The organism is Nocardia otitidiscaviarum, assembly GCF_007362295.1.
In the GTDB taxonomy this organism is placed as follows: Bacteria; Actinomycetota; Actinomycetes; order Mycobacteriales; family Mycobacteriaceae; genus Nocardia; species Nocardia otitidiscaviarum.
Genome location: NZ_CP041695.1, coordinates 2,802,784 through 2,827,694, shown reverse-complemented (window position 1 = coordinate 2,827,694; position 24,911 = coordinate 2,802,784). Strand labels below are relative to the sequence as shown.

At 69.3% G+C, this 24,911-nt stretch carries 20 protein-coding genes; 9 read left to right on the top strand and 11 right to left on the bottom strand.

The window, feature by feature from the left end:
• The first annotated feature begins 10 nt into the window (after window positions 1-10).
• The 3 genes from FOH10_RS12380 to FOH10_RS12370 all read left to right on the top strand — a co-directional run bounded on the left by FOH10_RS12380 (window position 11) and on the right by FOH10_RS12370 (window position 3,498).
• A complete protein-coding gene (locus FOH10_RS12380; protein WP_186000810.1) occupies window positions 11-745 on the top strand; it encodes a helix-turn-helix domain-containing protein in 735 nt (244 codons plus the stop codon).
• Between the two features lie 87 nt (window positions 746-832).
• Entirely contained in the window at window positions 833-1,732 is a 900-nt protein-coding gene (locus FOH10_RS12375; RefSeq protein WP_143980811.1) for an AurF N-oxygenase family protein, read from the top strand.
• Window positions 1,729-3,498, top strand: coding sequence for a DUF4873 domain-containing protein (locus tag FOH10_RS12370; protein WP_143980810.1), 1,770 nt, complete (start codon window positions 1,729-1,731; stop codon window positions 3,496-3,498). Before FOH10_RS12375 ends, FOH10_RS12370 begins: the two co-directional genes overlap by 4 nt.
• Window positions 3,499-3,561: 63 nt before the next feature.
• Here the strand turns inward: FOH10_RS12370 and FOH10_RS12365 are convergent, their stop codons facing one another.
• Entirely contained in the window at window positions 3,562-3,930 is a 369-nt protein-coding gene (locus tag FOH10_RS12365; RefSeq protein WP_143980809.1) for an arsenate reductase family protein, read from the bottom strand.
• 22 nt (window positions 3,931-3,952) lie between these two features.
• The gene (locus FOH10_RS12360) at window positions 3,953-6,343 is read right to left on the bottom strand and encodes a hypothetical protein (protein ID WP_221937958.1); all 2,391 of its coding nucleotides are present in this window, start codon (window positions 6,341-6,343) and stop codon (window positions 3,953-3,955) included.
• Between the two features lie 549 nt (window positions 6,344-6,892).
• Between FOH10_RS12360 and FOH10_RS12355 the strand changes: the two genes are divergently transcribed.
• Window positions 6,893-7,111: a hypothetical protein gene (locus tag FOH10_RS12355; protein ID WP_143980807.1), complete on the top strand. Its 219-nt coding sequence runs from the start codon at window positions 6,893-6,895 to the stop codon at window positions 7,109-7,111.
• A gap of 308 nt (window positions 7,112-7,419) precedes the next feature.
• Here the strand turns inward: FOH10_RS12355 and FOH10_RS12350 are convergent, their stop codons facing one another.
• Both FOH10_RS12350 and glnA read right to left on the bottom strand, forming a co-directional pair.
• Window positions 7,420-9,045, bottom strand: a complete 1,626-nt coding sequence (locus FOH10_RS12350; protein WP_143980806.1) for an HNH endonuclease signature motif containing protein — start codon at window positions 9,043-9,045, stop codon at window positions 7,420-7,422.
• A 112-nt stretch (window positions 9,046-9,157) separates the two neighbouring features.
• Window positions 9,158-10,594, bottom strand: a complete 1,437-nt coding sequence (glnA, locus tag FOH10_RS12345) for a type I glutamate--ammonia ligase (RefSeq protein WP_143980805.1) — start codon at window positions 10,592-10,594, stop codon at window positions 9,158-9,160.
• A 292-nt stretch (window positions 10,595-10,886) separates the two neighbouring features.
• Here glnA and FOH10_RS12340 point away from each other — a divergent pair, with 292 nt between their 5' ends.
• The 4 genes from FOH10_RS12340 to FOH10_RS12325 all read left to right on the top strand — a co-directional run bounded on the left by FOH10_RS12340 (window position 10,887) and on the right by FOH10_RS12325 (window position 17,767).
• Complete coding sequence (locus FOH10_RS12340; RefSeq protein WP_244961921.1) at window positions 10,887-12,692, top strand: AMP-dependent synthetase/ligase; 1,806 nt, start codon at window positions 10,887-10,889, stop codon at window positions 12,690-12,692.
• A gap of 31 nt (window positions 12,693-12,723) precedes the next feature.
• Window positions 12,724-13,899, top strand: a complete 1,176-nt coding sequence (locus FOH10_RS12335; protein WP_143980804.1) for a PucR family transcriptional regulator — start codon at window positions 12,724-12,726, stop codon at window positions 13,897-13,899.
• Window positions 13,900-14,106: 207 nt separating this feature from the next.
• Window positions 14,107-16,167, top strand: a complete 2,061-nt coding sequence (locus tag FOH10_RS12330; protein WP_186000809.1) for a CocE/NonD family hydrolase — start codon at window positions 14,107-14,109, stop codon at window positions 16,165-16,167.
• Window positions 16,168-16,330: 163 nt separating this feature from the next.
• Window positions 16,331-17,767, top strand: coding sequence for an ABC1 kinase family protein (locus FOH10_RS12325; RefSeq protein ID WP_186000808.1), 1,437 nt, complete (start codon window positions 16,331-16,333; stop codon window positions 17,765-17,767).
• A 145-nt stretch (window positions 17,768-17,912) separates the two neighbouring features.
• Here FOH10_RS12325 and FOH10_RS12320 read toward each other — a convergent pair whose 3' ends face one another.
• Window positions 17,913-18,299 (bottom strand): nitroreductase family deazaflavin-dependent oxidoreductase, encoded by a 387-nt coding sequence (locus FOH10_RS12320; RefSeq protein WP_308212874.1) that lies wholly within the window; start codon window positions 18,297-18,299, stop codon window positions 17,913-17,915.
• 332 nt (window positions 18,300-18,631) lie between these two features.
• Here FOH10_RS12320 and FOH10_RS12315 point away from each other — a divergent pair, with 332 nt between their 5' ends.
• Window positions 18,632-19,147 carry an NUDIX hydrolase gene (locus FOH10_RS12315; RefSeq protein ID WP_143980801.1) on the top strand — a complete coding sequence of 172 codons (516 nt, stop codon included), beginning with the start codon at window positions 18,632-18,634 and terminating at the stop codon, window positions 19,145-19,147.
• A 264-nt stretch (window positions 19,148-19,411) separates the two neighbouring features.
• Here FOH10_RS12315 and FOH10_RS12310 read toward each other — a convergent pair whose 3' ends face one another.
• From FOH10_RS12310 to FOH10_RS12285, 6 genes are all read right to left on the bottom strand, one after another.
• Window positions 19,412-20,092: a TIGR00266 family protein gene (locus FOH10_RS12310; RefSeq protein WP_143980800.1), complete on the bottom strand. Its 681-nt coding sequence runs from the start codon at window positions 20,090-20,092 to the stop codon at window positions 19,412-19,414.
• A gap of 50 nt (window positions 20,093-20,142) precedes the next feature.
• The gene (locus tag FOH10_RS12305; RefSeq protein ID WP_143980799.1) at window positions 20,143-21,285 is read right to left on the bottom strand and encodes an ABC transporter substrate-binding protein; all 1,143 of its coding nucleotides are present in this window, start codon (window positions 21,283-21,285) and stop codon (window positions 20,143-20,145) included.
• Window positions 21,282-22,043 (bottom strand): ABC transporter permease, encoded by a 762-nt coding sequence (locus FOH10_RS12300; protein WP_143980798.1) that lies wholly within the window; start codon window positions 22,041-22,043, stop codon window positions 21,282-21,284. The genes FOH10_RS12305 and FOH10_RS12300 overlap by 4 nt, the downstream gene beginning before the upstream one ends.
• Window positions 22,043-22,903: an ABC transporter ATP-binding protein gene (locus tag FOH10_RS12295; protein ID WP_244961919.1), complete on the bottom strand. Its 861-nt coding sequence runs from the start codon at window positions 22,901-22,903 to the stop codon at window positions 22,043-22,045. The genes FOH10_RS12300 and FOH10_RS12295 overlap by 1 nt, the downstream gene beginning before the upstream one ends.
• Window positions 22,900-23,760: an ABC transporter permease gene (locus FOH10_RS12290; protein ID WP_244961916.1), complete on the bottom strand. Its 861-nt coding sequence runs from the start codon at window positions 23,758-23,760 to the stop codon at window positions 22,900-22,902. Before FOH10_RS12290 ends, FOH10_RS12295 begins: the two co-directional genes overlap by 4 nt.
• A gap of 113 nt (window positions 23,761-23,873) precedes the next feature.
• A complete protein-coding gene (locus FOH10_RS12285) occupies window positions 23,874-24,911 on the bottom strand; it encodes a TIGR03842 family LLM class F420-dependent oxidoreductase (RefSeq protein WP_143980796.1) in 1,038 nt (345 codons plus the stop codon).

Genomic DNA, 24,911 nt, shown 5'->3' with positions numbered 1-24,911 from the left:
GTTGTGCGCGGTGGTCGAACCACAGGTGGCCATTGCGGGGTACCTCCGGGAGCGCCGCGAAGCCTCGGGTCTCACCCGCGCCGAACTGGCCCGCCGCGCCGGGGTGTCCGCCGCGCTCATCCAGAAGCTCGAACAGGGCACCCGACCACCCACGTCCACGGCGCTCGGCGCGCTGTTCGACGTGCTACAGGTACCGGAGGTGTATCGGGCCTACGCCGTCGAGGTGCTGCAACCCACCGCGGCCGTCCCGACCGGCCCGGCACCCCGGCCCACCCCGGTGGAACTCGACTTCCTGCACAGCCTGCCGCATCCGGCCTGCTACCACCTCGCACCCACGCTGGATCTGATCGCCGCGAACGACGCGTATACGCGGGCGTTTCCGGGACAGGAGCCGGGCACCAACATCATGACCTGGATGCTGCTGGACCCGCGCGCCCGCCTGGTCCTCGAGGACTGGGAGCGGGAGGCGCACATCATGGTCCAGTCCTTCCGGCACATGGCCCCGGGACTCACGCCGCCGGAACGCATCGCGGAGGTCACCCGGCAGTGCGAGGGGTCCCCGGACTGGGAGCGGCTGTGGTCGACCGATATTCCGCCCGCCGCGATGAACTGGCGACCGGTCCGCATCCGCCCGCCCGAGGGCGGCGACTGGACGCCCATGCACGTGCAGGTGTTGCGCTGCGATCTGCCGCGCCGGGGGTGGTGGCTGTATTCGATGGTCCCCATCGCGGAGGCGTCACGATAGCTACGGACACGTTGACCGATACACCATGTCTCACTAACCTGTGTATGTAACGGCTTGTATCGGAAACTTCGAGTTCGGAGAGCTGTCATGGGCAATGAGGCCACCCTTCTCCCCCACGATTCCTTCGCGCAGCGCCTGCTGAGCGGATCGGCGAAGAAGTCCTACGACCCGGTGGTGGACCTGGATTGGGACGCCCCGCTCGACCCCGAGAAATTCTTCCTGCCACCCGAGGTCGTGTCGCTCTACGGCACCGAACTCTGGGAGGCGCTGAGCCCGGCGCAGCGCCGCGAACTGTCCCGCCAGGAGTTGGCCAATGTGCTGTCGGTCGGGATCTGGTTCGAGAACCTGCTCAACCGCCTGCTGCTGCGCGAACTCATGAACGGCGACCCCACCTCCCGGCAGTCGCACTACACCCTCACCGAGATGGGTGACGAATGCCGCCACATGATGATGTTCGGCAAACTCGTCGACCGCATCGAGGCCCGCCCGTACTGGCCCAATGCCGGTGGGCGGGTGGTGATCTCCGGCTTGCAGCTGTTCCTGCGCGGGTCCATGGTGTGGGTGGGCGCGCTGGTGGGCGAGGAGATCTTCGACGCCGTGCAGCGACGCACCCTCGACGATCCCGAACTGCAACCGCTGGTGGCACGGGCCATGCGGGTGCACGTCACCGAGGAGGCGCGGCATATCGGATTCGCCCGCGACGCCCTGGCGCGACGGGTCGGCTCCATGTCGAAGGCCGAACTCGCCTACACCCGGCTGTGTGTCGCGGTGGCCGCGCCGCTGTTCGTCCATCTGCTGACCAATCGGCACATGTACGAGCGGGCCGGACTGGACGGGCGCGCCGCCCGTCGGATCGCCCGCGAGAACCCGTACGCCAAGCGCACGCTCGGCGCGGGCGCGGCGAACCTGGCCGGATTCCTGGACAAGCACGGGCTCATCGGCCCGATCGGCAAGGCGATCTGGCGACGCCGGGGGCTGATGGCATGAGCGAACCCGAAATCGTCATCGTCGGTGCGGGTTTCGGGGGTATCGGCACCGCCATCGAACTGCGGCGGGCCGGATTCGAGGATTTCGTCATCCTGGAGAAGTCGGCCGAGGTCGGCGGAACCTGGTGGGAGAACACCTATCCCGGCTGCGCCTGCGATGTCATGTCACTGCTCTACTCGTTCTCCTACGCGCCCAATCGGGAGTGGACGCGGCTGTTCGCCCGCCAGGACGAGATCCTCGACTACCTGAAACGCACCGTGGACCGGTTCGGGCTGCGCGAGCGGCTGTGGCTGCGCGCCGAGGTGACGGCCCTGGATTTCGACGACGACGCCGACCGCTGGGAGGTGCGCCTCGCCGATGGGACACGGTTCCGGCCGCGGTTCGTGGTGCTGGCGGCCGGGCCGCTGCACGTACCCGCCGTCCCCGACTTTCCGGGACGGGACACGTTCGGCGGCACGAGTTTTCACTCCGCGCGCTGGGACCACGACTTCGATCCCGCTGGGCAGCGCGTCGCGGTGATCGGCACCGGTGCCAGTGCGGTGCAGTTCGTGCCGGAGATCGCACGCGCCGCCGCGCGAGTGTCGGTGTTCCAGCGCACCCCGCACTGGGTGATCCCGAAACCGGATCGGGCTCTGTCGACGTGGGAGCGGCGGATGTTCCGGCTGGTGCCGGGGACCCAGCGGCTGTACCGCTGGGTCACCTACTGGGGTTACGAGTCGTCGATCGTGGGCTTCCTGCGGCCGGAGGTCATGCGGCGGTTCGAGTTCCTGGCGCGCGGGCACCTGCGCCGCCAGGTGCGCGATCCCGAGCTGCGGCGGCGGCTCACCCCCGCGTACCGCCTGGGCTGCAAGCGGATCCTGGTGTCCGACGACTACTACCCCGCGCTCCAGCGGGAGAACGTCGAATTGGTGACCGAGCCGATCGACCGGATCGACCCGACCGGTATCACCACGGCCGACGGGGTGCACCGGGAGTTCGACGCCATCGTCTACGGCACCGGGTTCCAGGTCGCCGACCGGTTCGCCGAGCAGCATGTGGTGGGCGCGAACGGTCGCTCCCTGCGCGAGGCATGGCAGGGCGGAATGGAAGCGTTCCTCGGGGTCGCCGTGCACGGCTTCCCCAATCTGTTCCTCATCATGGGACCGAATTCCGGCGGCGGCAATCAGTCCATCGTGTTCATGATCGAGGCGCAGGCCCGCTATATCCGGCAGTGCCTGGAGTCGGCGGGGCGCACCGGCAGCACGCGGGTGGAGGTGCGGGCCGGGACCCAGCACGAGTTCAACCGCAGGATCCAGGCGAAACTGGCGGGCACCGTATGGAATTCGGGCGGCTGTGACAGCTGGTATCTCGACGAGCACGGGGTGAACCGGGCGGCGTGGCCGGGATCCAGCGTCTCCTACTGGCGCACGCTGCGCCACCCGAATCCCGCGCATTTCGATCTCACCGTGCCCGCCGATCGCGAACCGGCGCACGAGTATTCGGGTCCCGCCGTACTGGACGCGCCCGGAATGGAGCTGCCGGTGACCGTCACACTCGGCGGCTATCCGGATCCGATCGACGGGCGGTACCACTGGTACGGGCGGATCAGCGCCACCCCGGGGACGGAATTGCCCGACCCCGGCCGGGCCCGGGTATATCTCGCGCTGCCCGGGCGCGAGCCGGTGCCCGCCCGACTCGAGGAACGGGATCCCTGGGGAAATCTGCGCATCGCCGGGACGGGCGAACCCCCGTTTCCGCTGGAACCGGTGGCGGCCGAGCACATCTGACCGGCCCCCGCCTCGGCAACGGCGTGCGGCCCGGCTCGCGATACCGGACGGCGGGCCCCGCCGTCAGAGCAATGTGGTGAGCGAGTCCTCGTCGCGGGCGACGACGGCGCGACCGTCGGCGGTCAGCACGATCGGGCGCTGGATCAGCCGCGGATGCTGGGCCAGGGCGGTGATCCAGCGGTCACGGTCGGCGGGGGTGCGGCCCCAGCTCGAGACGCCGAGTTCCTTCGCCTGCGCCTCGGTGGTGCGGGTGATGTCCCACGGTTCCAGGCCGAGTTTCGCCTGCACCGCGCGAAGCTCCGCCACGGTGGGCGGATTGTCGAGGTACCGGCGTTCCACGTAATCGCCGCCGGCGGCATCGAGCACCGCCTTCGCCGCCCGGCTCTTCGAGCACTGCGGGTTGTGCCAGATCTCGGTCTGTTCGGATGCCATGGGTCCCGAGCCTAACCGGTGCTCACAGCCAGTCCACCACCCAGCGGTAGGGGCGCATCCAGTACAGCGGGCCGGGCGGGACCGGATGGCCCCAGCGCTGCTCGGCGTGCTGCACGGCGGCCAGCGCCGGCGGGGGCGGGGTGCCTTCGAAGATCTCGTGAATGTGGCGACGCCAGGTGTTGAGCATGGGGCCGATCGCGTCGGGATCCTGCGCGAAGGCGAAATCGAGGCAGCGCGACATCAGGGCGTCGACGGCGTTCGCGGAGGTGATCGGGTCACCGGTGCCCAGCGAATGCAGGAACGCCTCGATGAGCGCGTAGGCGACGGCATCGTGGACGGAGGTCTGGCCGTTCTCCAGCGCCCAGATGCCCAGATAGGTCGGGCCGCTGTTGTCGGTCCACACCGCGTGCGCCTCCGCCACCCGATCGTCGAAGATGAGCGCGGTCAGCAGCCCCAGCACCGATTTCGCCATGATGAGCGGATCGGGCTGTCCGGCCTCCAGCGCGTCGTCGATCAGTGCGCGGAACGCGGAGGCGGCCAATTGCGCCCGGCCCGCCGCCAGCAGCGCGTCGGCGGTCTCTCCGCCCGCGCATTGATCGGCGGGGGGCTGCTTGGGTCCATCGGCCGGGAGCGCCGCGTCCTGCGGGGCCGGGGCCGTGTTCATGTCGAGCAGCATGGTGGAGGGGTCGGTGGGCGGCGGAAGAGCCGCCGAGAACGGCCGAGCCGGGACCGGTTCCCCGAATGCGTTCTCCGGCGCGGCGAATTCGTCGAACGACACGTCCGCGGCGGAACCGGCCAACTGGCCGAACGGTGGAATCACGTTCGACGAGGCGGGATCGGCGAACGGGGCGTCGGCGCGCTCGCCGCGAGTGGGCAGCGGCGGCAGTCCCGACGGTGCGCCGACGTCCGGTATGGGCGAGTCGGCATCCAGCGGTGATCGCCCGGACCTGCGCCGACCGGGCAGCGGCGGCAGTCCGGAGATATCCGGCTCCGCGGTATCCCCGCTCGGGAATCCCCCACCGTCCGCCCCCGCCGGTGGCGGCAGCCCGCCACGGTCCGCTTCGGGAGCCAGGTCCGTATCGGGCACAAGCGAAAACCCCCCGCTGTCCCGCCCCGACAGTGGCGGTAGCCCCCCGGCCTCCCGATCAGGTAACGATGGCAGTCCCCCACCGCGCCCCGGCAATGGCGGCAAGCCGCCCGGATCCTCCTCCGGCGTCGGCGGCAGGTCACCGGCGAAACGTTCCGCCGGTGGGGACGGAATGCGAGCCTCCCGGTCCAGCACCGGCGGCGGACCTCCGGCGTGTCGGCCCGGCAGCGGCGGCAGGCCCCCGGTCTCCCGATCCGGCAGCGAGGGTCGATCCCCGGTATGTCGGCCCGGCAGCGGCGGCAGGTCACCGGTTTCCCGGTCGGGCTGCGGCGGCAGGTCCCCGGCGTGTCTGCCCGGCAGCGGCGGCAGGCTCCCGACCTCCCGGTCCGGCAGTGACAGCGCAGCGTCGGCGTCCGATTCGGGCAGCGGCGGCGAGGTCTCGGCGTGTCGGCCCGACGGCGTGGTGAGCTCGCCGCCGTCCCGTTCCGGTGGAAGCGGCTCCGCGGCACGACGGTTCGGCAGTGCGGGACGTTCGTCGGCCGCGCCGCTGCTCACGGTCGGCAGACCCAGCGGGTCGAGGTCCGGGGCGGCCGGGTCGGCGGCGAAGGGGGCCTTGCCGGGTGCGAGCAGGTCCGGGCCGGATGCCGCGTCCGCTGCCGCGCCGTCCGGGAACGGCGGGTCGGCGGGCAGCTGCTCACCGGTGCCGTGCACTCCGGCGATGCGATCCTTGATGGCGGGCGCGCTGTCGAGGTATTCGCGTGCCTCCCGGGCGAATTCGTTGTCCACGCCGGTCAGCCAGTCGCGACCGGCCCACAGAATGTCGAACACGTCCCCGCCGACCTGGTGTTCCACGGCGGCGCACAGTGCGTAGTACCCGTAGGAGCGGTAGTCGTCGAACCCCTCCCCCTCGCGTACCAGCAGCACCGCGTACGGAGTGGCGAGGTCGTGCCTTTCGATGTCCCCGAGCAGGGTGCAGGCGGTCATGGCCGCCATCAGCACCTCGTTCTCCGCCCCGAGCTGGCGGCGAATCGCAATGCACTTGTCCGCCATGGACACCGCCACATCGGCCCGGTCCAGCTGTGTGGCCGCCTCCACGGCCATGGAGTACATGGTCGCCATGCTCCCGGCCGGGATATCGGCCGCGAATCGCGCGGGACCGCTCTCCGCGATGCGTAGCGCTTGCGCGAAATCCGCGGCGGCGAAGGCGGCTCGGAAGCGGTAGGACACGATCCAGCCGTAGTCCTTCGGGTCGGGTTGGTCCAGCAGCGAGTCGTCGAACGCGGTGAGCCGCTCCAGCGCCTCCACCGCCTGTCCCTGGTCCAACATGCCGCTCGCCTCGTTCATCACTGCGACGAACGCCTCTCGATCCATGATCGCCTTCCCGAATGATCCAAACACTGGATCGTATGCCGCGGCCCCGGATCGGCGTGGCCGGTGAGGGGAATCCCACAGTGCCAACACCATTGGCATCACTCCCACCGTCCCCGCCTGTGCCGTAACCACACTCGCTGGGTCTACGAATCCAGTATCCGCATCCGCACCGACACCACCACGGCACACCTCACCCCAAACCTGTTTCCGCTGCGTAAAAGATCGATCCGAATGGCCGGCGCACGATCTGGCGCGGACCACGGCTCCGCCGAATCCGCAGCAGCTCGCTGCGCGCCATCGCCGCAGGCGGTGGAGGGATCCGAGCGATGGGAGGGGAACTGCCGGATTGCCCACGAACCGTCGTTCCAATCTCTCGAAAACGACGATTTCGCTTCGCGGATTCGCTACGAGAACACCCGCGCGACCGTAGCGTGAGGGTATGAGTGGGGTAGGCGCGGGGATCCGCCGGGCGTGCTGGTGCACCCGACGCGCCGGGAGCGACGCATGATCGGAGACGAGTCGGAACGCCGCAATGGCCGAGACGGCGGTCCGATCTCCTTTCAGCACCGCGACGACGGCATCTGGCCGGTCGGCGACGACGGCTGGCCGCTGACCGTCGAGCAGGTCGCCGAACTCGACAGCGATGGACGGGACACCCGTGAGCTGCTCGGTCATATGGGCGAGATTGTGGATGTCGAGCCGGAGTCGGTGGAGGACAGCTGATTTCCGTGTCGTGGACGGGTCTTCGTCCTGGTCGGGGCGGGATGTCGAGGTGTTGTGTTCGGTCGAGCCAGTGTGTGGGACTGGCGGCAAGGAACATGGGGGGCCGATACGTCGCGCACGTATGTCACTTCGGCATTCGAGGCCAGCGCGAGTAGTTGGGTGTTGCCGTAGAGATTTCAAGATGAGTGTGGTGGCGTTGGGTGCCTTACCTGGCTTTCGCTGACGCCGGGTTGGGTGCCGCGCGCGTCTGCCCCAGCCCACGGACTGGCTGGGGTTGCGTTCTCGAGATGGGCCTTTGCGGGGTCTGGCTATTGGCGTAAGTGATCGCCTCGGGTCGGGTCCGGGCGTTGGGTGCGGTGGTCTGCCGACGGCCGGTCGTGAGGGCCGGTGGGTCGTCGATCGGCTGTTCGGTGGTCGCGGTGACGGTGACCGGGCCGGTTGAGATGGTCGGCACCGTGCCGGGTCGGGGTATCGGTGAGCCACTGTTCGGGGTGATGATGCAGATTCACCCGGGGAACCCGCGCCGGATCGATCCGCGTCGGGGGTGCCCACACAACACGACCCGGATACCGGCCGCTACCAACACCGCTGCTGCGGTTGCCGCTGCCGCCGCTACCGACACCGCCGCTGATGTTGCTGTTGCCGCGTCCGAGGGTGGCCCACCCGGTCGGGTCGTCGCCGTCTTCGGGGATCTGGGCATGGCAGCGATCGCACACCAACGTCAGGTTGTCGATATCGGTACGACCACCCCGCAACCACGGGATCATGTGGTGCACCGCGCACATCGTCGCGGGAGCCTCACAGCCCGGACGCGTACAACCGCGGTCGGCTGCGATACACGCCAACCGCTGCCACGGCGACGCCAACCGATACTTCCCCCGACCCAAATGCAACGGGAGTCCTTTGCCGTCGAACAGCATCAACAACGGATACGTGCCCTCGGCCATCCGCAACGCATCCCGAACCGACATCACCGATCCCGACGCGGTATGCGCGTACCCAGTTCCGGCCTGCAAGTCGGTCACACTCATCGTCAACACCACCGACACCGGCACACCCCGATGACTCCCCAGGTGCTCCGGACCACCCCCGGCGGCCAGGAAGGCTTTCACCGCGTCGTGGTTACGCTGCCCGGCACTACGCCGATCCCGCCGCGCCGCCGCCTCCACCACATCCTTGTCGACCGCGCCCGGCCCCATGCGGGGACTGTCGGGGTCTTCGGGGTTGCACATGCCCGGACGCGCCCACTTCGCCAGCACCACATCCAACAGGGCACGCAACTGCGGATCGAGCACGCCCTTGATCTCGCTCATACCGTCCACGCGTTGTTTGCCGAGCCAGAGCTCGCGGCGCCGCGCCCGGTCGTCGTCGTTGGTGAGGACCCCGTCCGGGTCCAGACAGGTGAGCAGCACGTGACCGACCTTGGTCACGTACTCCGGCGGCATCTGGCTCGCGGCGTGCGCGAGGTGCTGTTCGGCCTCGGCCTGCGTCTCGGCGGGCACCGCGTTGGGGATGCGGTCCATCACCCGCATGATCACCCGCGCGTGCTCGGGCGAGATCGTGCCCTCGGCCTGCAACGCCGCGGTGGTCGGCAACAACGCCGGAGCGGGTTCCCCGCAGAACGCACGCGGCCGCAACGGGATCGAGGCCCGTACCCGCGCTCCGGCCTCGGCGGCCGACAGGCGCAGCACGTCGATCAGATAGCCGCGCATGCCCTTGGCTCCGGCGCGTTCCCACAGATGTCGGGATTCGACTTCGGCGATCATGCGGTGCGACAGTGCCGCCATCCGACAACGAACGGATTCCATCTCCCGCATGACGTCCACGAGAGCGGTGTCGGACAGTCCGGTGAGATCGGTCGCGAGCAGGGTGTCCATCGCCGCCGACACACCGGCTGCGGTATCACCGCCTCGCGTTTCCCCCTCCGGAATCATGCATTAATTCTATCGCGAATCCCATTGCAGCAGAACAGCAATAGACATGTGATATCGAGATCTTCAGTTAACCAACCGGACCCAACGCATTTTCCGGATAAACCGAGCAAACTCACACGTCGAAATACAAATCGAATTCGAACGGGTGTGGCCGTACGTTGATTTCGGCTATTTCGGTGTAGCGCTTCAGGCGGATCCAGGTGTCGATGAGGTCTTCGGTGAAGACATTTCCTTGGGTGAGGTAGTCGTGGTCGGCTTCGAGACGGTCGATGACGGCTTCGAGGCTGGGTGGGGTTTGGGTTACCTCGGCGGATTCTTCGGGGGTGAGTTCGTAGAGGTCCTTGTCGATGGGGAGGGCGGGTTCGATCTTGTTCATGATGCCGTCGAGTCCGGCCATCATCATGGCGGCGAAGGAGAGGTAGGGGTTGCCGGAGGAGTCGGGGCAGCGGAATTCGAGGCGTTTGGCGCTGGCGCTGGCTCCGGTGACCGGGATGCGGACCGCGGCGGAGCGATTGCGCTGGGAATACACCAGATTGACGGGGGCCTCGAAGCCGGGGACCAGGCGTTTGTAGGAGTTCACGGTGGGGTTCGTGAAGGCCAGCAGTGAGGGTGCGTGGTGCAGCAGGCCGCCGATGTAGTGGCGTGCCAGGTCCGAGAGTCCGGCGTATCCGGCCTCGTCGTAGAACAGCGGGGTGCCGTCCTTCCAGAGTGACTGGTGCACGTGCATGCCGGAGCCGTTGTCGCCGAAGAGCGGCTTCGGCATGAAGGTGACCGTCTTGCCGTGCGCCCAGGCGGTGTTCTTCACGATGTACTTGTAGTGCTGGAGGTCGTCGGCGGCGGCGAGCAGGGTGTTGAATTTGTAGTTGATCTCGGCCTGTCCGGCGGTGCCGACCTCGTGGTGGCCCTTCTCCAGTTCGAATCCGGCGCGTTGCAGATTCCCGCACATGTGGTCGCGCAGATCCACATCGTGGTCGTAGGGCGCGACCGGGAAATAGCCGCCCTTGGGCCGCACCTTGTAACCGCGATTGAGGGTGCCGTCCGCGTTGTACTTGGCGCCGGTGTTCCAATCCGCCGACGCCGAATCCACCTCGTAGAAGGCCCCGTTCATGGTGGTGTCGTAGCGCACCGAGTCGAAGATGTAGAACTCCGCCTCGGGTCCGAAGTACGCGGTGTCGGCGATGGCGGTGCTGCGCAGATACTCCTCCGCCTTGCGCGCCACATTGCGCGGATCGCGACTGTACGCCTCGCGGGTGTGCGGATCGTGGACGAAGCAGTCCAGATTCAACGTCTTGGCGGCCCGGAAGGGGTCGAGTTGCGCGGTGCGCAGATCGGGCAGCAGCAGCATGTCGGATTCATGGATGGCCTGGAATCCGCGCACCGACGACCCGTCGAAGGCGACCCCGTTCTCCACCAGTTCCTCGCCGAACATGGCGGCCGGAATCGAGAAGTGCTGCTGCACCCCCGGTACGTCACAGAAGCGGATATCGACGTATTCGACATTCTCGGCACTGATGAAGTCCAGAATTCCGCTGGTCGTGGGAGTGATCACCGCTGGCTCCTCAAAATTCTCGCGGCACCCGTGCAATCTCCCACGATACGGCTCCGACCCGGCCCGTGTACCCGAAACCGCTTGCGGCGCAAGATCATTGGCGTCCACGGTGGTTGACGGCCGGATCGGACCGCGCCGCCGCCCGCACCGACGCCGATTTGGGCATTGTGCACAAACCGACCCGTCGGCAACTGCCCGGTTGGCGGTACCGCAGCCGTCTCAGATGGGGTGTCCTGGAACACATAATCGAGGTCAGCTGTGGCCTCGACCAGGAAATAACCAGAGGTAGGTCGTGAGTTCATCGTCAATCGCGGGCAGCGGCGCGCCGCGCACCCTTTGTGAGGCGTTCCAGTCGGTGGTCGCCGCGTATCCGGACGCGGTGGCGCTGCGCACCCTCGGCGGCGGGGTGTCGCTCACCTGGCGCGAATACGGGGACAGGGTGCGCGCGATCGCGTCCGGCCTGGCGGCGCTGGGCATCGGACGCGGCGACACGGTGGCGCTCATGATGACCAACCGGCCCGAGTTCCACCTGTGCGACACCGCCGTACTGCACACCGGCGCGACCCCGTTCTCGGTGTACAACACCAATCCGGTGGATCTGCTCGTCTACCAGTTCGGCAATGCCGAGAACAAGGCCGTGATCTGCGAGGAGCAGTTCGCGCCCACCGTGCTGGAGGCGGTGGCGAAGGCGGCCACGCAGGGTATTCGAGTCGAGCACGTGATCTGCGTGGACGGCGCTCCGACGGGCACCATCGCGCTGTCCGCGGTGGAGTCCGCCCACTCCGCGGATTTCGATTTCGAATCCGCCTGGCGCGCGGTCGATCCCGAGGATCTGCTGACCATCGTCTACACCTCCGGCACCACCGGCCCGCCCAAGGGCGTGGAGCTCACCCACACCAACTTCATCGAGAACGCCCGCGTCATCGACGAATTCGGCGGCGGCGGGCCCGACGACCGGGTGGTGTCGTATCTGCCGGACGCGCACGCCGCCAACCGCTGGTTCGCGCACTACCTGTCCATGCTGACCGGCGGCCAGATCACCACCGTCCCGGATCTGAAGCAGGTCGCCGAGGCCCTCGCAGAGGTGCACCCGTCGGTGTTCCTGGGTGTGCCGCGCGTCTGGGTCAAGGTGAAAGCCGCTCTGGAGGAACGTTTCTCGGCCGAGCCGCTGCCCAAGCGCAAGCTGGTGCAGTGGGCGATCCGCACCGGCCGCGCCCGCGCCCGCGCCGTCTCCGACGGCCGCACCCCGAGCGCCCTGGACGCCGTGGCCCACCGCGTGGCCGATCGTCTGGTGCTCGCCGCCATCCGGGAGCGGCTGGGCCTGGACAAGGTGCGGGTCGCGGTCACCGGCTCCGCGCCCATCCCGCCCGACACCCACGAGTTCTTCCTGGGTCTGGGCCTGCCGCTGTGCGAGGGCTACGGCATGACCGAGTGCACCGCGGGGGCGACGATCTCCCGCCCCGAGCGCATCAAGATCGGCACGGTCGGTCTGCCGCTGCCCGACACCGAGGTCCGCATCGCCGCCGACGGTGAGGTGCTGGTGCGCGGGCGCAATGTCATGCGCGGCTACCGCAAGGCCCCGGAGAAGACCGCCGAGACCGTCGACGCCGACGGCTGGCTGCACACCGGCGATATCGGCAGCTTCGACGGCGACGGCTACCTGCGCATCGTCGACCGCAAGAAGGAGCTCATCATCAGCGCGGCGGGCAAGAACATGTCGCCCACCAATATCGAGAACACCGTCACCGAGAACTGTCCGCTGGCGGGCACGGTGGTCGTCATCGGCGAGGCCCGCCACTACAACACCGCGCTCATCTGCCTGGACCCCGATCTGGCCGCCGCCTTCGCCGAACGCCATCAGCTACCCGATCGAGACGTGGCCGCCCTGTCCCAGCACCCGCTGGTGCGGAAATCCCTGCAAGAGGGCATCGACGCGGCGAACGAGAAGCTCTCCCGCGTGGAGCAGATCAAGCGCTTCGCGGTGCTCCCGGATGTGTGGGCCCCGGGCAGCGACTGCCTCACGGCGACCGGAAAGCTACGCCGCAAACCGATAGCTACCCAGTACGCCGCTACCATCGAATCGCTGTACACGACATGAAGGCGGTACCCGAGATGAACGCGGAACAGCCATGCCCCCGCTGACCCGGGACCGGGCGCTGGAGGACCTGTACCGGCGCGCGACCGCGTTCCGGGACGATACGACGGCCGCGCTGCCGCCGTATCGCACCCTGCCCGCCCCGCTGGTGGCCGACGGGCTCGAACGCGGTGCCAAACTCAATATCGACCTCTTCTTCGACTTCCTGCGCAGCGGCCGGCTGCCCAGCGAGGACGACACCCGGGAAGTGGTCGAGATCGGCGTGGGCCGGGTCCGCGACGGTGAACCCCTCGAAGAGGTGCTCGATCGCTATCGCATCGGTGCGGAGTACATCTTCTCCAAGGTGCGGGCCACCGCCCCGGACGCCGAGCGGGAGCTGCTGCTCGATGCCGCGCTGCCGCTGCTGCAATACATCACCCTGGTGACCGGCCGCATCGCCACGGCCTGCGTGCACCGGGTCAGCGATCCGCGCTGGGAGCTGCTGGAACGCCGCCGCGCCATCGCCGACGCGTTGCTCACCGGCCGCGATCCGGTGGAGTGGGCCGACGAACCCGCCATCACGGTGCCGGATTCCTTCCTGATCGCCGTGTTCCGGCTGGGTTCGGGCCGCTCCGCCGAGACCGGCGAACTGCGGCACCGCATCGAGGCCATCCCGGGCGTGTTCCTGCGTCTGGACAGCGGCGGCTGGACCGCGCTGCTGCCGCTGCGGCCCGGCGACGACGGCACCGCCACCGCCGCCGCCCTCACCACCCGGCTGCCGGTGCGCCCACCGGGCCGCCCGGCCCCGTTCTGGGTGGGTGTCGCCACCGCCACCCAGCGCGCGGACCTCCCCGATGCCGCCGCCGAGGCCCGCACCCTCGCCGAACTGGGCCGCTGCCTCGAGCGTGCCGACACCCTGTGTCGGCGCGGGCAGCTGCTGTTCGAGTACACCATCGCCACCAGCGGTCCGGCCCGGCCCGGTCTGGCCGCCGTGCTGGCTCCGCTGGATCCGCAGCCGCTGCTCGCCGAAACCCTGGAAGTGTTCGTGGACAGCGGCTTCAACCAGCTGGCCACCGCCCGCATGCTCAATATCCACCGCAATACGGTGACCTACCGGCTGGCCCGCGTCCACGAGCTCACCGGCCTGGACCCGCATCGCCCGACCGACGCCATGACGCTGTCGGCCGCCCGCATCGCCCGCCGACTCGAGGCCGCCGACTTCGCGCCCTGAGCTTCGGCGACCCGACGGCCGCCGCTCGGTGTCGCCCCCGAGCCGAGCGAGTTCGGCCGAGTGCACAAACCGACCAGCCCCGCTCTTGGTTATTGCCGGTAGCAGCGACCGGGAACTGTGCGGTGTGCTGAATCCGACGAAGAGGTCTCCGGTACCGGGCGTGCCCGCACCGCGCGGCGACCTCCCGACTTCCGCAGAGGTAGACCCTTGAGAATTCCGATCCGGCCGCGCAGGGGCGGCCGTCTCGTCACCCTCGCCGCCGCGTGCCTGACCGCCGTCGCCGTGACGGTGACCCTGGCGCCACCGGCCGCGACGGTGCCCGCCGCGGGCCCGGTGCCGACCGCACCGGCGAACTTCGGACTCCCCGACGGCTATCAGCCGACCCCCGAGAAGTACGGTGTCGGTTACGAATTGGGTCATGTGGTGCCGCTCGCCGACGGCACGCAGATCCAGGCCGAGGTGCGCTACCCCACCGATCCGGCCACCGGGCAGCGCGCCGACGGCGAGTTCCCGGTGGTGCTCAACGTCACCACCTACGGCGCGTTGACCAGTGCCCTCACCGCCGCCCTCACCGGCGTGATCGACCAGTTCCAGATCCCGCTGCCCGATCAGCTGCGCGATGTGCGCCGGGTGATCAACCAGGCCACCAGCGCCCAGGATGTGCTGGTGCGGCGCGGTTATATCGAGGTGGTCGCCGATGTGCGCGGCACCGGCGGCTCCACCGGCGCGTGGAATCCGGCGTCGAAACAGGACGGCCTGGACGGCGCGCAGCTGGTGGACTGGGCGGCGAACCTGCCCGGATCCAATGGCAAGGTGGGCATGTACGGGTACTCGTTCCCGGCGCTCACCGCACTGCGCACCGCCCAGTCGGTGGGACCGGATTCGCCGCTGAAAGCCATTGTGCCCATGGCGATGCCGAACAACATCTTCAACGAGGTGCTCGGTCACGACGGCATGATGAGCCCCATCCTGCTCACCGCCATCTCGTTGCTGGTGCCGTATCTGAGCCTGATCGGCCCGTTCCTGACGGCCGTGGTGTCACCGCAGCAGTTCATTCCGGCGCTCGTCGACCACCTGCAGGCGCTGGTCTCCTCCGACAGCACCATCAAACTGCTCATCGAGGCGTACGCGGGCGGGCCGCTGGCCTACGACACCACCTGGTGGCAGGAGCGCCGCTTCGAGACCGAGATGCACAATCTGGTGGACAAGGGCATCGCCATGTACCAGGTGGGCGGCTTCTGGGATCTGTATCAGGAAGGGCCGCTGCGCAATTACGCGCAGTTGCAGAATCTGGCCGCGGGCCGTGACCAGTTCGCGCCCATGGCTCCCGACCAGCGCGCCGACGGCCGCTACCAGTTGCTCATGGGCCCCTGGTATCACGTGGGGCTGGGTGTCGGGCCGGGGTCGCGGCTCGATACCGACATGATCACCCTGGCCTGGTTCGACCGGTGGCTCAAGGACATTCCCAACGGCATCGACGAGACCGAGAGGCCGCTGCATGTCATCGACGCGAACAACAATGCCGCCGACACCGCCCGCTATCCGTTCGAACAGGCGACCATCGAGCAGCGCTGGTTCGACGGTGACCGGCTCACCGCGCGAGCGCCGACCGTCGCCGACGCCTCGGATCGACTGGACTACACCGGCATCGACAACATCTGCAACCGGCAGAGCCTGGCCCAGTACACCGGCGGCCTGCTCGACTTCCTGTTCCGGGTGTTCAACGCCTACAACCCGTGCACGGAGTGGGTGCAGGAACCGACGGCGGGGCTGAAGTACACCACCGATCCGGTGACCGAGGCGACCGTGCTGGCCGGACCGGCGAGCGTCACCCTCTACGCGTCCTCCACCGGAACCGATGCGGCGTTCCAGGTGTGGCTCGACGACGTGGCTCCGGACGGCACCGTCGTCAACATCACCGGCGGCTCGCAGCTGGCCAGTCAGCGCACGCTGAACGAGGACAAGACCTGGCGCGGACCGGACGGCACGATCTACGCGCCGGAGCATGTGCTCACCAAGGAGACCGAGCAGTTGCTGGTTCCCGGCGAGGTGACCCGGATGGAGATCAAACTGCGCCCGGCCTTCCACCGCCTGGAACCGGGTCATGCGCTGCGCCTGCGCATCACCACCGGTACGTTCCCGTCCACCATTCCGATTCCGACGGATCTGCCGCGCCTGCTGGGCACCTCGCAGCAGATCCACCGGGATGCCGTGCGGCCGTCGAGCCTGGTGCTCCCCCTGGCACCGGCGGGTGCGTTCACCCACTGAGCCCCGAGCACCTCCGATGGTGGCGCGTCCGGTCGCCGCGCCCGCGCCACCATCGCGGCCGTCCCAGGCAATAGTCGCCAACCTTGGTCGTCGACGGGTTCGGGCACTGTCCTCCGACCGCCGGTCATGCCACACTGAGGCAGTCGATCATCGGAGGTCAGAGATGCCCGATCCGCGACCGGGGGGACTGCGTCGGCTGTCCCGGCGCACCCCAGCCGATTCCAGCGGTGAGCCGCCGACGCGGTCGGCGGTTCGCAATGCCAAACTCGCGGCCCTGCCCCTCGCCTACGCGGGACGCCGCGTGACTGGGGTGGGGCGACGCGCCTTCGGCGAACCGGCCCGTGCCGTCGAACTCGACATCCAGGCCCGCACCGCCCAGCACATGTTCGAGGTGCTCGGCGAACTCAAGGGCTGCGCGGCCAAATTCGGGCAGATCCTGGCGCTCTACGAACTCGCCCTGCCGCCCGATCTCGGCGCGCCCTACCGGGAGGCGCTCAGCCGCCTGCAGGACTCCGCGCCCGCCATGCTGCCGCGTGCGGTCACCGACGTGATGGCCGCGCAGCTGGGGCCGAACTGGCGGTGTGCCTTCACCGAATTCGAGACCCGCGCCTGCGCCGCGGCCTCGGTCGGGCAGGTGCACCGGGCGCGCTGGCACGACGGACGCCGGGTCGCCGTCAAGATCATGTATCCGGGTGCGCGCGAGGCCGTCCGGCACGATCTCGAACACCTGCGCCGCATGGCCCCGCTGACCTCGGTCCTGCTGCCGGGGGCGGATGTGCGCGCCCTCAACGACGCGCTGGCCGCCTGCATCCACGAGGAACTCGACTACGAGCGCGAGGCGCGGACCCAGCGCGTCTTCGCCGACGCCTACGCCGACGACCCGGATTTCGCGGTGCCGCACGTGGTGCATCAGCAGGGCGACGTGCTGATAACGGAATGGGTGGACGGGATTCCGCTGCAGCGGCTGCTGGTGTCGGGTTCGCCCGCGGAGCGCGATCGGGTCGGCAGGCTGGTGCTGCGCTTCGTCGTCTCCAGCATCGTGCGCACCGGATTGCTGTACACCGACCCGCATCCGGGCAATTTCCGCGTGCTGCGCGACGGGCGGCTCGGCGTGGTCGACTACGGCGCCTGCTCCCCCGTTCCGGCCGATTTCCCGGCGCTGGTGGGCGATATCGCCGACGCGGTGTTCAACGGCGGGCCCGACGATCTGGACCGGGCCCTGCGGCAGTACGGATTCGTCCCGCCCGGCGGTGGCTTCGACGCCGTGGCGTTCGGCGAACTCGTCGACCCCATCCGCACCCTGTTCCGCACCGATACGGTGCGCATGACCACACCGTGGCTGCGTGAGCAGGTCCTGCGCATCACCGATCTGAGCCTGTCCAATGTCAGCAGGCAGTTGACGGCGCCGCCCGCACTCACTCCGGTGGGTCGCACCATCGCCGCCACGGCGGGTGTGCTGTGCCAGCTCGGTGCCGGTGGTGCGCTGCGCGCGGAGATCCTGGCCCATCTGCCCGAGGCCGCCGACGCCCTCGACCGCGCCGAGCGGGGTGCGGGTATGCGCCCGCGCACCCCCGACGAGCGGTTCGGCAATTCGGCCTGAATCCGGTTGCCCTGCGCGCCGCCCGACCCCAAGGCCGGCCGCCGCACCAGCTCGCGCGGCGGGTACGGGGAATCTCTCCGCGCGCGCCGAGTCTGCGTGTCATCCGAGCGGGTGCGACCCCGTCGTCCTGGAGGACGAGGTCCGCTCACTCCGCCATGCGTGCCTGGACGTAGTACTCCGCCCGCAGCGCCACCAGCCACTGTCGGATGCCGATCGGGGCCCAGCTCGCGGTGGCGTCGTGGCCGACCACCGGATCGGTGAGCATGATGGTGCGTCCGCGCGTCTCGAAGCCGAAGGCTCCGGCGGCACGAATGTTCTTCAGCCAGTCCACGTCTCGGCCGTAGGTGAGCGCGATGCGGTAGCCGCCGTCCCGCTCGAACACCGCGACCGGGCTGCGGTAGACGCGGCCGGACTTGCGTCCGACGTGCACCACTATCCCGAATCCCGGTGCGCGGCGCGCCAGTACGCCCAGCACCGGATTGGTGACTCGCCGATTGATCCTGGCCAGAGCCTGCGGCAGCGGCATGAGCATCGTCCTCTCCGACGACAGCGATTGCGTCCCAGAGGTTACGCCGGACGGGTCACGAAGACGCGGAACTCGTCGTCCGAATTCGATACCGAGCGTGCTCGGGCAATGGTGTGGACGCGCGTGCGCCGACACGTCCGATCGTGCGCGAGATCCCGCGGGGAGCGCGGATTTCCGACCGGCTATCGTGCCCGGGATACGACAGGACGGCCCCGCGGCGGCACCGTCGTCACGGGAGCGAGCGTCTCCGCGAGCTCGGAGCGGCGGAATGCCACGCCCGGTCACGGTGCGCCGCCGGGACCGCTGCCTCGGATACCCGGGAGGAAGGCAGGGCCGCGATGGCGGAGATGATCGCGCTGTACGACGCGGACGGACGCGAGGTCGGAGCCGAGGACCGGGCCGTGGTGTACGCCCGGGGACTGTGGCATGCCAGTGCTGGGGTGCTGGTTCGCTCGGGAGACGGGACGCGGGTGTACGTGCACCGGCGCACCGAGACCAAGTCGGTCTTCGCCGGTATGCACGACTGTCTGGCGGGCGGGGTGGTGGAACCCGGGGAGCGTCCGGAGCAGACCGCCGTGCGGGAGCTGGCCGAGGAGTTGGGCATCGTGCTGGACGGCGGTGCGCGGCCCCGGCCGGTGACGCGCGCGTCCTGGGACGGCAGCTGGGCCGGTCGGCCCATGCGCTGTCATCTGTTCGCCTACGAGGTGCGCTGGGACGGGCCGATCCGGCATCAGCCCGAGGAGATCGCCGACGGCTGGTGGTGGACCGACGCGCGGTTGCGCGCGCGGCTGGCCGATCCGGCGTGGCCGTTCGTCCCCGACACTCGCGTGCTGGTGCCCGACCTGCTGCGTTGACGCGCGAACACGGCCCGGAAACGCCGACAGCCCACCGGACCCGCGCGATCCGGTGGGCTGTCACAGCTGCGACTACTGGCCGCCGGCGCTGCCCGTGAACAGGCCCTGGACCATCTTGATCAGCACTTCGGCCAGGAAATCGGAAGCGGATCCGGACACGCGTATCTCCTCATCTGTGTGTCTTGCCATGTCGGACATCTGAAGCATGACCGATTCACAAATTTCGGACGAGAATTTCGCACGACTGTGGCGTGGATCACACCGTCAGCTGGACGAGGTCACCCGCCCGATCCACGCCGAGAAAGCCCCGGGATTGCGCGTCTGCAACAGCACCCGGCCCGGTCCGGTGAAATCGAAGACGAACCCCTCCCCGGAGGTCAGCGACTGGAACGACCGCCCCGATACCGCCCGCCGGATGGTGAACCGCATGGCCAGGTCGTAGGCCACCACATGCCCGGTGTCGATGGTGACCGGCTCCCCCGGCGCGAGATCGATCACGTCGATCGCCCCGAAGACGCCGAGCACCACCTCACCCTGCCCGTGCGCCCGCAACCCGAACCCGCCCTCGCCGCCGAACAGATTCGCGAAACCACCCCATTTTGCTTCCACGGTCACCCCGTGCGAGTTGGCGATCCACCCGCCGCGATTGATGAAGAACGGCCGGTCCGGGGTGATGGTCAGCGGCAACATATCCCCCGGCAACGCGGGTGCCACATCCACCCAGCCGCCCTCGTTCGGGGCGGTGAAGGTGGAGACGAAGAACGACTCCCCGGCCAGCACCGACCGCTTGATCCCGGCGAGGATGCCGCCCTCGGCCCGCGCCTGCAGGGTCACCCCGGCCGAATGCGCCACCATGGCACCGCTTTCCACCCGCATGGGCTCGCCACCGGCGAGGAGGCAGCGCGCGATCGTCGACGACGGGCTGTGCCGCAGTTGAACTTTCATATCCGGCGACGCTAGCAGCGCGGGGTGACCGGACGGCCCGGAATCCCGGGCTAGCGTCCGCCCTCGGCCAGCACCACCCGCACCGGCGCGTAGTCGGTGCCGGTGACGTCCACGCCGTCGGCCCGCAGCAGGTCCAGCGCCCGGGTGACATAGGCATTGGTGTAGGCGTCGGCATCCGGTTCCCGGGTGAGCACCGTCGCGCCCTCCTGGTTGCGGGTCTGCCGGGCGATGGTGACGGTCTGGTTCCACGCGTTCTCGTCCACCATGCCGATACCGTCCGGAGAGGGCCAGATGAGCTTGTTCACCTCGTTGATCTGCCACTGCTGATGACTCGCCCCGAGGGTGCTGCCCGCCGCCACGGTGATGTCGCGGCACCGGTCGACATTGTCGCGGCAGAAGATCCAGCCGCGCAGCGAGGCGGCCAGGAACCGCACGGTCAGATCCTGGTAGGCGCTGTCACCCAGCCGCTCGGTATTGGCCCACACCGCGTCCTGAAGCATGGCGACGCCCTGTTCGTTCCAATCGATGGTGGTGAAATCCGCGGCGGTGTAGAGCTGTCCGGTGGCCGGGTTCCTGGTTTCGAGCAGCTGCGCGTACTCGTTGTAGGACATGGCCTGGGCGGCGGCGATATCCCCGGCGAGGAAGGCGTTCATATCGAACTGCTGCTGGACCAGGCGCACATCCGCGGCCGGATCGAGTCCCGCCTTGGTCATTCCGGCGAAGAGTTCGAATTCGTTGCCGTAGCCCCAGTTTCCGACGGTTTTGCCGCGCAGATCGGCGGGACCGTCGATACCGGCGTCGGCGAACGCCACCTGGGTGGTGCCCGAGCGCTGGAAGATCTGCGCCACGTCGGTGATTCCGGCCCCGGCCTCCCGGGAGGCGAGTGCCTTCGGCACCCAGGCGACCGCGAAGTCGGCCTGCCCCTGGGCGAGCACGGTCTGCGGGACGATATCGGTGCCGCCCTCGAGGATGTCGACGTCGAGCCCCTGTTCCCGGTAGAACCCCTGGTCCACGGCGGCGAGATAGCCCGCGAACTGCCCCTGCTTGAACCACTGCAACTGCAACCGCACCTTGGTGAGTCCGTCGGCCGTCGTGGTGGTGCCGCCCTCGGTGGTGCTGCAACCGGTCAGCGCCGCCAGCCCGACCGCCAGCACGGCCAGACAGGTACGCAATTTCCTTACGGTACTGCTCATTTCGATCTCCAACTGATGGTGCGGGGTCGGCGGGTGAATTGTTCGGCGACGACGACGGCGGTGAGGAAGAGCAGGCCCAGCAGCATGGCGGCGGTGACATACGCCCAGGCCCGCGGATAGGCGGTATTGGCGGCGGCGGAGATGATGCGGCTGCCCAGGCCGTGCTGCAGCCCGCCGAAGTATTCGGCGATGATGGCGGCGATGACCGCACCGGGCGCGGCGATGCGCAATCCGGTGAACAGGTGCGGCAGTGCGGCGGGCAGCCGGACGGCGCGGGTGACCTGCCAGCCGGTGGCGGCATAGGAGGTCATCAGGTCCACGTGCACGCGCGGGGCCTGCCGCAGCCCCTTGACCGTGCTGACGTACACCGGGAAGAACACCACGATGGCGGCCACCATCCGGCGCGGCAGGTCGGTGGTGGTGGAGTACAGCGAGTTCAGCAGCGGGGCCAGCGCCACGATGGGGACGGCGGCGGCCGCGGCGGCCAGCGGTCCGAGCAGACCGTCGACGAGCCGGAATCGCACCGCCACCATGGCCGCGGCGATCCCCGCCACGATGCCGACCAGCAGACCGATGAGCGCATTGCGGCCGGTGGCGAGGGTGGCGTCGAGAATGCCGGATCGGTTGTCCCCGAAGGCTTCCGCGATGGCGCTCGGCGCGGGCAGCAGGAACGACGGCACTCCGGCGGCGACCGTGAGCACCTGCCACAGCACCAGGATCGCCACGCCCACCAGCAGCGGTGGCAGCCAGGTGCGCATCACCGCTCCCGTCCCGCGGGGGCGCTCGCGTGCCCGTCGTGCAGGGCCGCGCGCACCGCGGCCACCGCCTCGAAGAACGGTTCGGTCGCCCGGACGTCGACGTCCTCGGATTCGGTTCCCGTACCGCCGGTGTCGAGTACGGCGGTGATGCGGCCGGGGCGCGGCGACATGACCACCACGCGGTCGGACAGGTACACCGCCTCCGGGATGGAGTGGGTGACGAAGACGACCGCCGCGCCGGTCTCCCCGGCGATGCGCAGCAGTTCGCCCTGCATGCGTTCGCGGGTCATCTCGTCGAGCGCGCCGAACGGCTCGTCCATGAGCAGCAGCGGTGGTTTGCGGGCCAGGGCGCGGGCGATGGCGACCCGCTGCTGCATGCCACCGGACAGTTCGGCCGGGTAGCGGCGGGCGAAGTCGCCGAGACCGGCCATCTCCAGGAGTTCGCTACTGCGCCTGCGGCGTTCGCGTTTGGGCACGCGGTGCAGCTCCAGCGGCAGTTCCACATTCTCCTGCACGGTGCGCCAGTCGAGCAGGCCCGCCTGTTGGAAGGCGATGCCGTAGTCCTGGTCCAGCCGCGCCTGCCGGGCCGTCTTGCCGTGCACGGTGACGCTGCCGCCGGTGGGTTCCTCGAGGTCGGCGATGATGCGCAGCAGGGTGGATTTGCCGCAGCCGGACGGCCCGATGAGGGAGACGAACTCCCCGGCGGCGACGGTGAGCGAGACGTCCTCCAGGGCGGTGACGGCACCGGCGGAGTAGATCTTGCCGACCGACGCCAGTGTCACGGCGGCGTCCTGGTGATCGGGTGGATTGTGGTGTGGCACCGTCGCTTCGGGAGCGGCGGTGGATGGTTCGACGGTCAACGGGTACCTCCTGACGAGCGACCGCCCCCGGCCGGGCGGCTGTAGCGGCGCAGCGCCGCTTCCACGAGCGCCACCAGTGCCGCCACGGCGACGCCGAGCAGGGCGGCGGCCAGCACCGCCGCGTACAGGCGCGCGGCGTCACCGGTGGACTGCTGGGAGAAGACGATGATCTGACGGCCGATGCCGCCCGCGGTGCCGGTGGAGATCTCCGCCACCACCGCGCCGATCACCGCCGCCGCACCCGCCAGCCGCAGCGCGGGCAGCAGATGCGGGACGGCGGCGGGCAGCCGCAGCCGCAGCAGGGTCGCCCACCAGCCCGCGGCATAGCTGTGCAGCAGCTCCACCGCGGCCCGCGAGGGCGATTGCAGACCGCGCAGCATGCCGACGGCGACCGGGAAGAACACCAGGTAGGCGGCGATGACCACAATGCTCATCCAGGGCTGCCAGGGCCGCCCGGCGATGGCGATCTTGCCGCCCCACCCGGCGACCAGCGGGGCCAGCGCGATGAGCGGAACCGTCTGCGACAGCACCACATACGGCAGCAGTCCGCGCTCCACCCAGCCGAAGCGCTGCATGAGCACCGCCAGCGCGACGCCGACGACGGTGCCGAGCAGCAGCGCCAGCAGGGCCAGGCCGAAGGTGAATCCGGCGGTGCGCAACAGGGTTTCGCCCACGGTGCCGGAGCCGTCGGGCTCCCCCAGCACGGTCAGCACCGACCAGGTGTGCGGCAGCGCCGCGTCGGTGGTGCGCGGCAGCACGCGCTGCTCGCCGATGCTCACCCCATCGGCCGGGACGAACGCCTTCACCAGTTCCCAGACCGCGGCCACCAGCACGAAGGCGGCTAGCGGGTACAGCACCGCGCCCCAGCGTGATCCGTTCGCCGACCGGCCGGTCCCGATCCCACGCCGGCGCGGTGGGCGCACGACTCGCTGGGCGGCCGCCGCGGTGCGACCGCCCTCCGACAGCGCGGTCATGTCGTACTCGCCGTCGCCACGATCGGTTGCGCCAGCCGCGGCACGATCGACTCCCCGTAGGCGTCGAGGGTGGCGGTCTTGGCGTCGTGCTGGAGGTAGACGGCGAACTGGTCCACGCCCAGTGCCTCCAGCTCACGCAGCCGCACCACATGCTCGTCGGGGGTGCCGATCAGGCAGAACCGGTCCACGATGGCGTCCGGCACGAAGTCGGCGTGCGTATTTCCGGCGCGCCCGTGCTGGTTGTAGTCGTAGCCGCGACGACCGGCGATGTACTCGGTGAGCGCGGCGGGCACCTCGCTGTCCGCCCCGTACTTGGCGACGATATCGGCGACGTGGTTGCCGACCATGCCGCCGAACCAGCGGCATTGCTCCCGAGCGTGTTTCACGCCCGCGTCCGAGCCGTCGGTCACGTAGGCGGGGGCGGCCACACAGATGGTCACCTCCTTCGGATCGCGTCCGGCGCGCTCGGCGGCGGCGCGCACCCGGGCCACCGTCCAGGCGGTGATATCCGGATCGGCGAGTTGCAGGATGAAGCCGTCGGCCACCTCACCGGTGAGATCGAGGGCGCGCGGTCCGTATCCGGCCACCCAGACGGGCAGCCGGGAGGCGTGCGCCCACGGGAACCGCACCGTGGTCTCCCCGACGCGGGCACTGCGGCCGTTGCCCAGTTCCCGGATGACGCCGATGGATTCGCGCAGCGTCGCCAGGGTGGCGGGTTTGCCGCCGAGGGTGCGTACGGCGGAGTCGCCGCGCCCGATCCCGCAGACGGTGCGGTTGCCGAACATATCGTTGAGCGTGGCGAAGGTCGAGGCGGTGACCGTCCAGTCCCGGGTGGACGGATTGGTCACCATCGGCCCGACCACGACCTTGCGGGTGGCGGCGAGGATCTGACTGTAGATGACGTACGGCTCCTGCCACAGCAGATGCGAGTCGAATGTCCACACGTGCGAGAAGCCGTGTGTCTCCGCGATTCTCGCCAACTCCACCACTCGTGACGCGGGCGGTGTGCATTGCAGCACCACACCGATATCCAT

Coding starts and splice junctions, on each gene's coding strand:
- FOH10_RS12325 (WP_186000808.1), top strand. CDS start 16,331: ATGCCCGATCCGCGACCGGGGGGACTGCGTCGGCTGTCCCGGCGCACC.
- FOH10_RS12375 (WP_143980811.1), top strand. CDS start 833: ATGGGCAATGAGGCCACCCTTCTCCCCCACGATTCCTTCGCGCAGCGC.
- FOH10_RS12350 (WP_143980806.1), bottom strand. CDS start 9,045: ATGATTCCGGAGGGGGAAACGCGAGGCGGTGATACCGCAGCCGGTGTG.
- FOH10_RS12355 (WP_143980807.1), top strand. CDS start 6,893: ATGATCGGAGACGAGTCGGAACGCCGCAATGGCCGAGACGGCGGTCCG.
- FOH10_RS12335 (WP_143980804.1), top strand. CDS start 12,724: ATGCCCCCGCTGACCCGGGACCGGGCGCTGGAGGACCTGTACCGGCGC.
- FOH10_RS12315 (WP_143980801.1), top strand. CDS start 18,632: ATGGCGGAGATGATCGCGCTGTACGACGCGGACGGACGCGAGGTCGGA.
- FOH10_RS12320 (WP_308212874.1), bottom strand. CDS start 18,299: ATGCTCATGCCGCTGCCGCAGGCTCTGGCCAGGATCAATCGGCGAGTC.
- FOH10_RS12285 (WP_143980796.1), bottom strand. CDS start 24,911: ATGGATATCGGTGTGGTGCTGCAATGCACACCGCCCGCGTCACGAGTG.
- FOH10_RS12365 (WP_143980809.1), bottom strand. CDS start 3,930: ATGGCATCCGAACAGACCGAGATCTGGCACAACCCGCAGTGCTCGAAG.
- FOH10_RS12360 (WP_221937958.1), bottom strand. CDS start 6,343: ATGTTGGACCAGGGACAGGCGGTGGAGGCGCTGGAGCGGCTCACCGCG.
- FOH10_RS12300 (WP_143980798.1), bottom strand. CDS start 22,043: ATGCGCACCTGGCTGCCACCGCTGCTGGTGGGCGTGGCGATCCTGGTG.
- FOH10_RS12370 (WP_143980810.1), top strand. CDS start 1,729: ATGAGCGAACCCGAAATCGTCATCGTCGGTGCGGGTTTCGGGGGTATC.
- FOH10_RS12310 (WP_143980800.1), bottom strand. CDS start 20,092: ATGAAAGTTCAACTGCGGCACAGCCCGTCGTCGACGATCGCGCGCTGC.
- FOH10_RS12305 (WP_143980799.1), bottom strand. CDS start 21,285: ATGAGCAGTACCGTAAGGAAATTGCGTACCTGTCTGGCCGTGCTGGCG.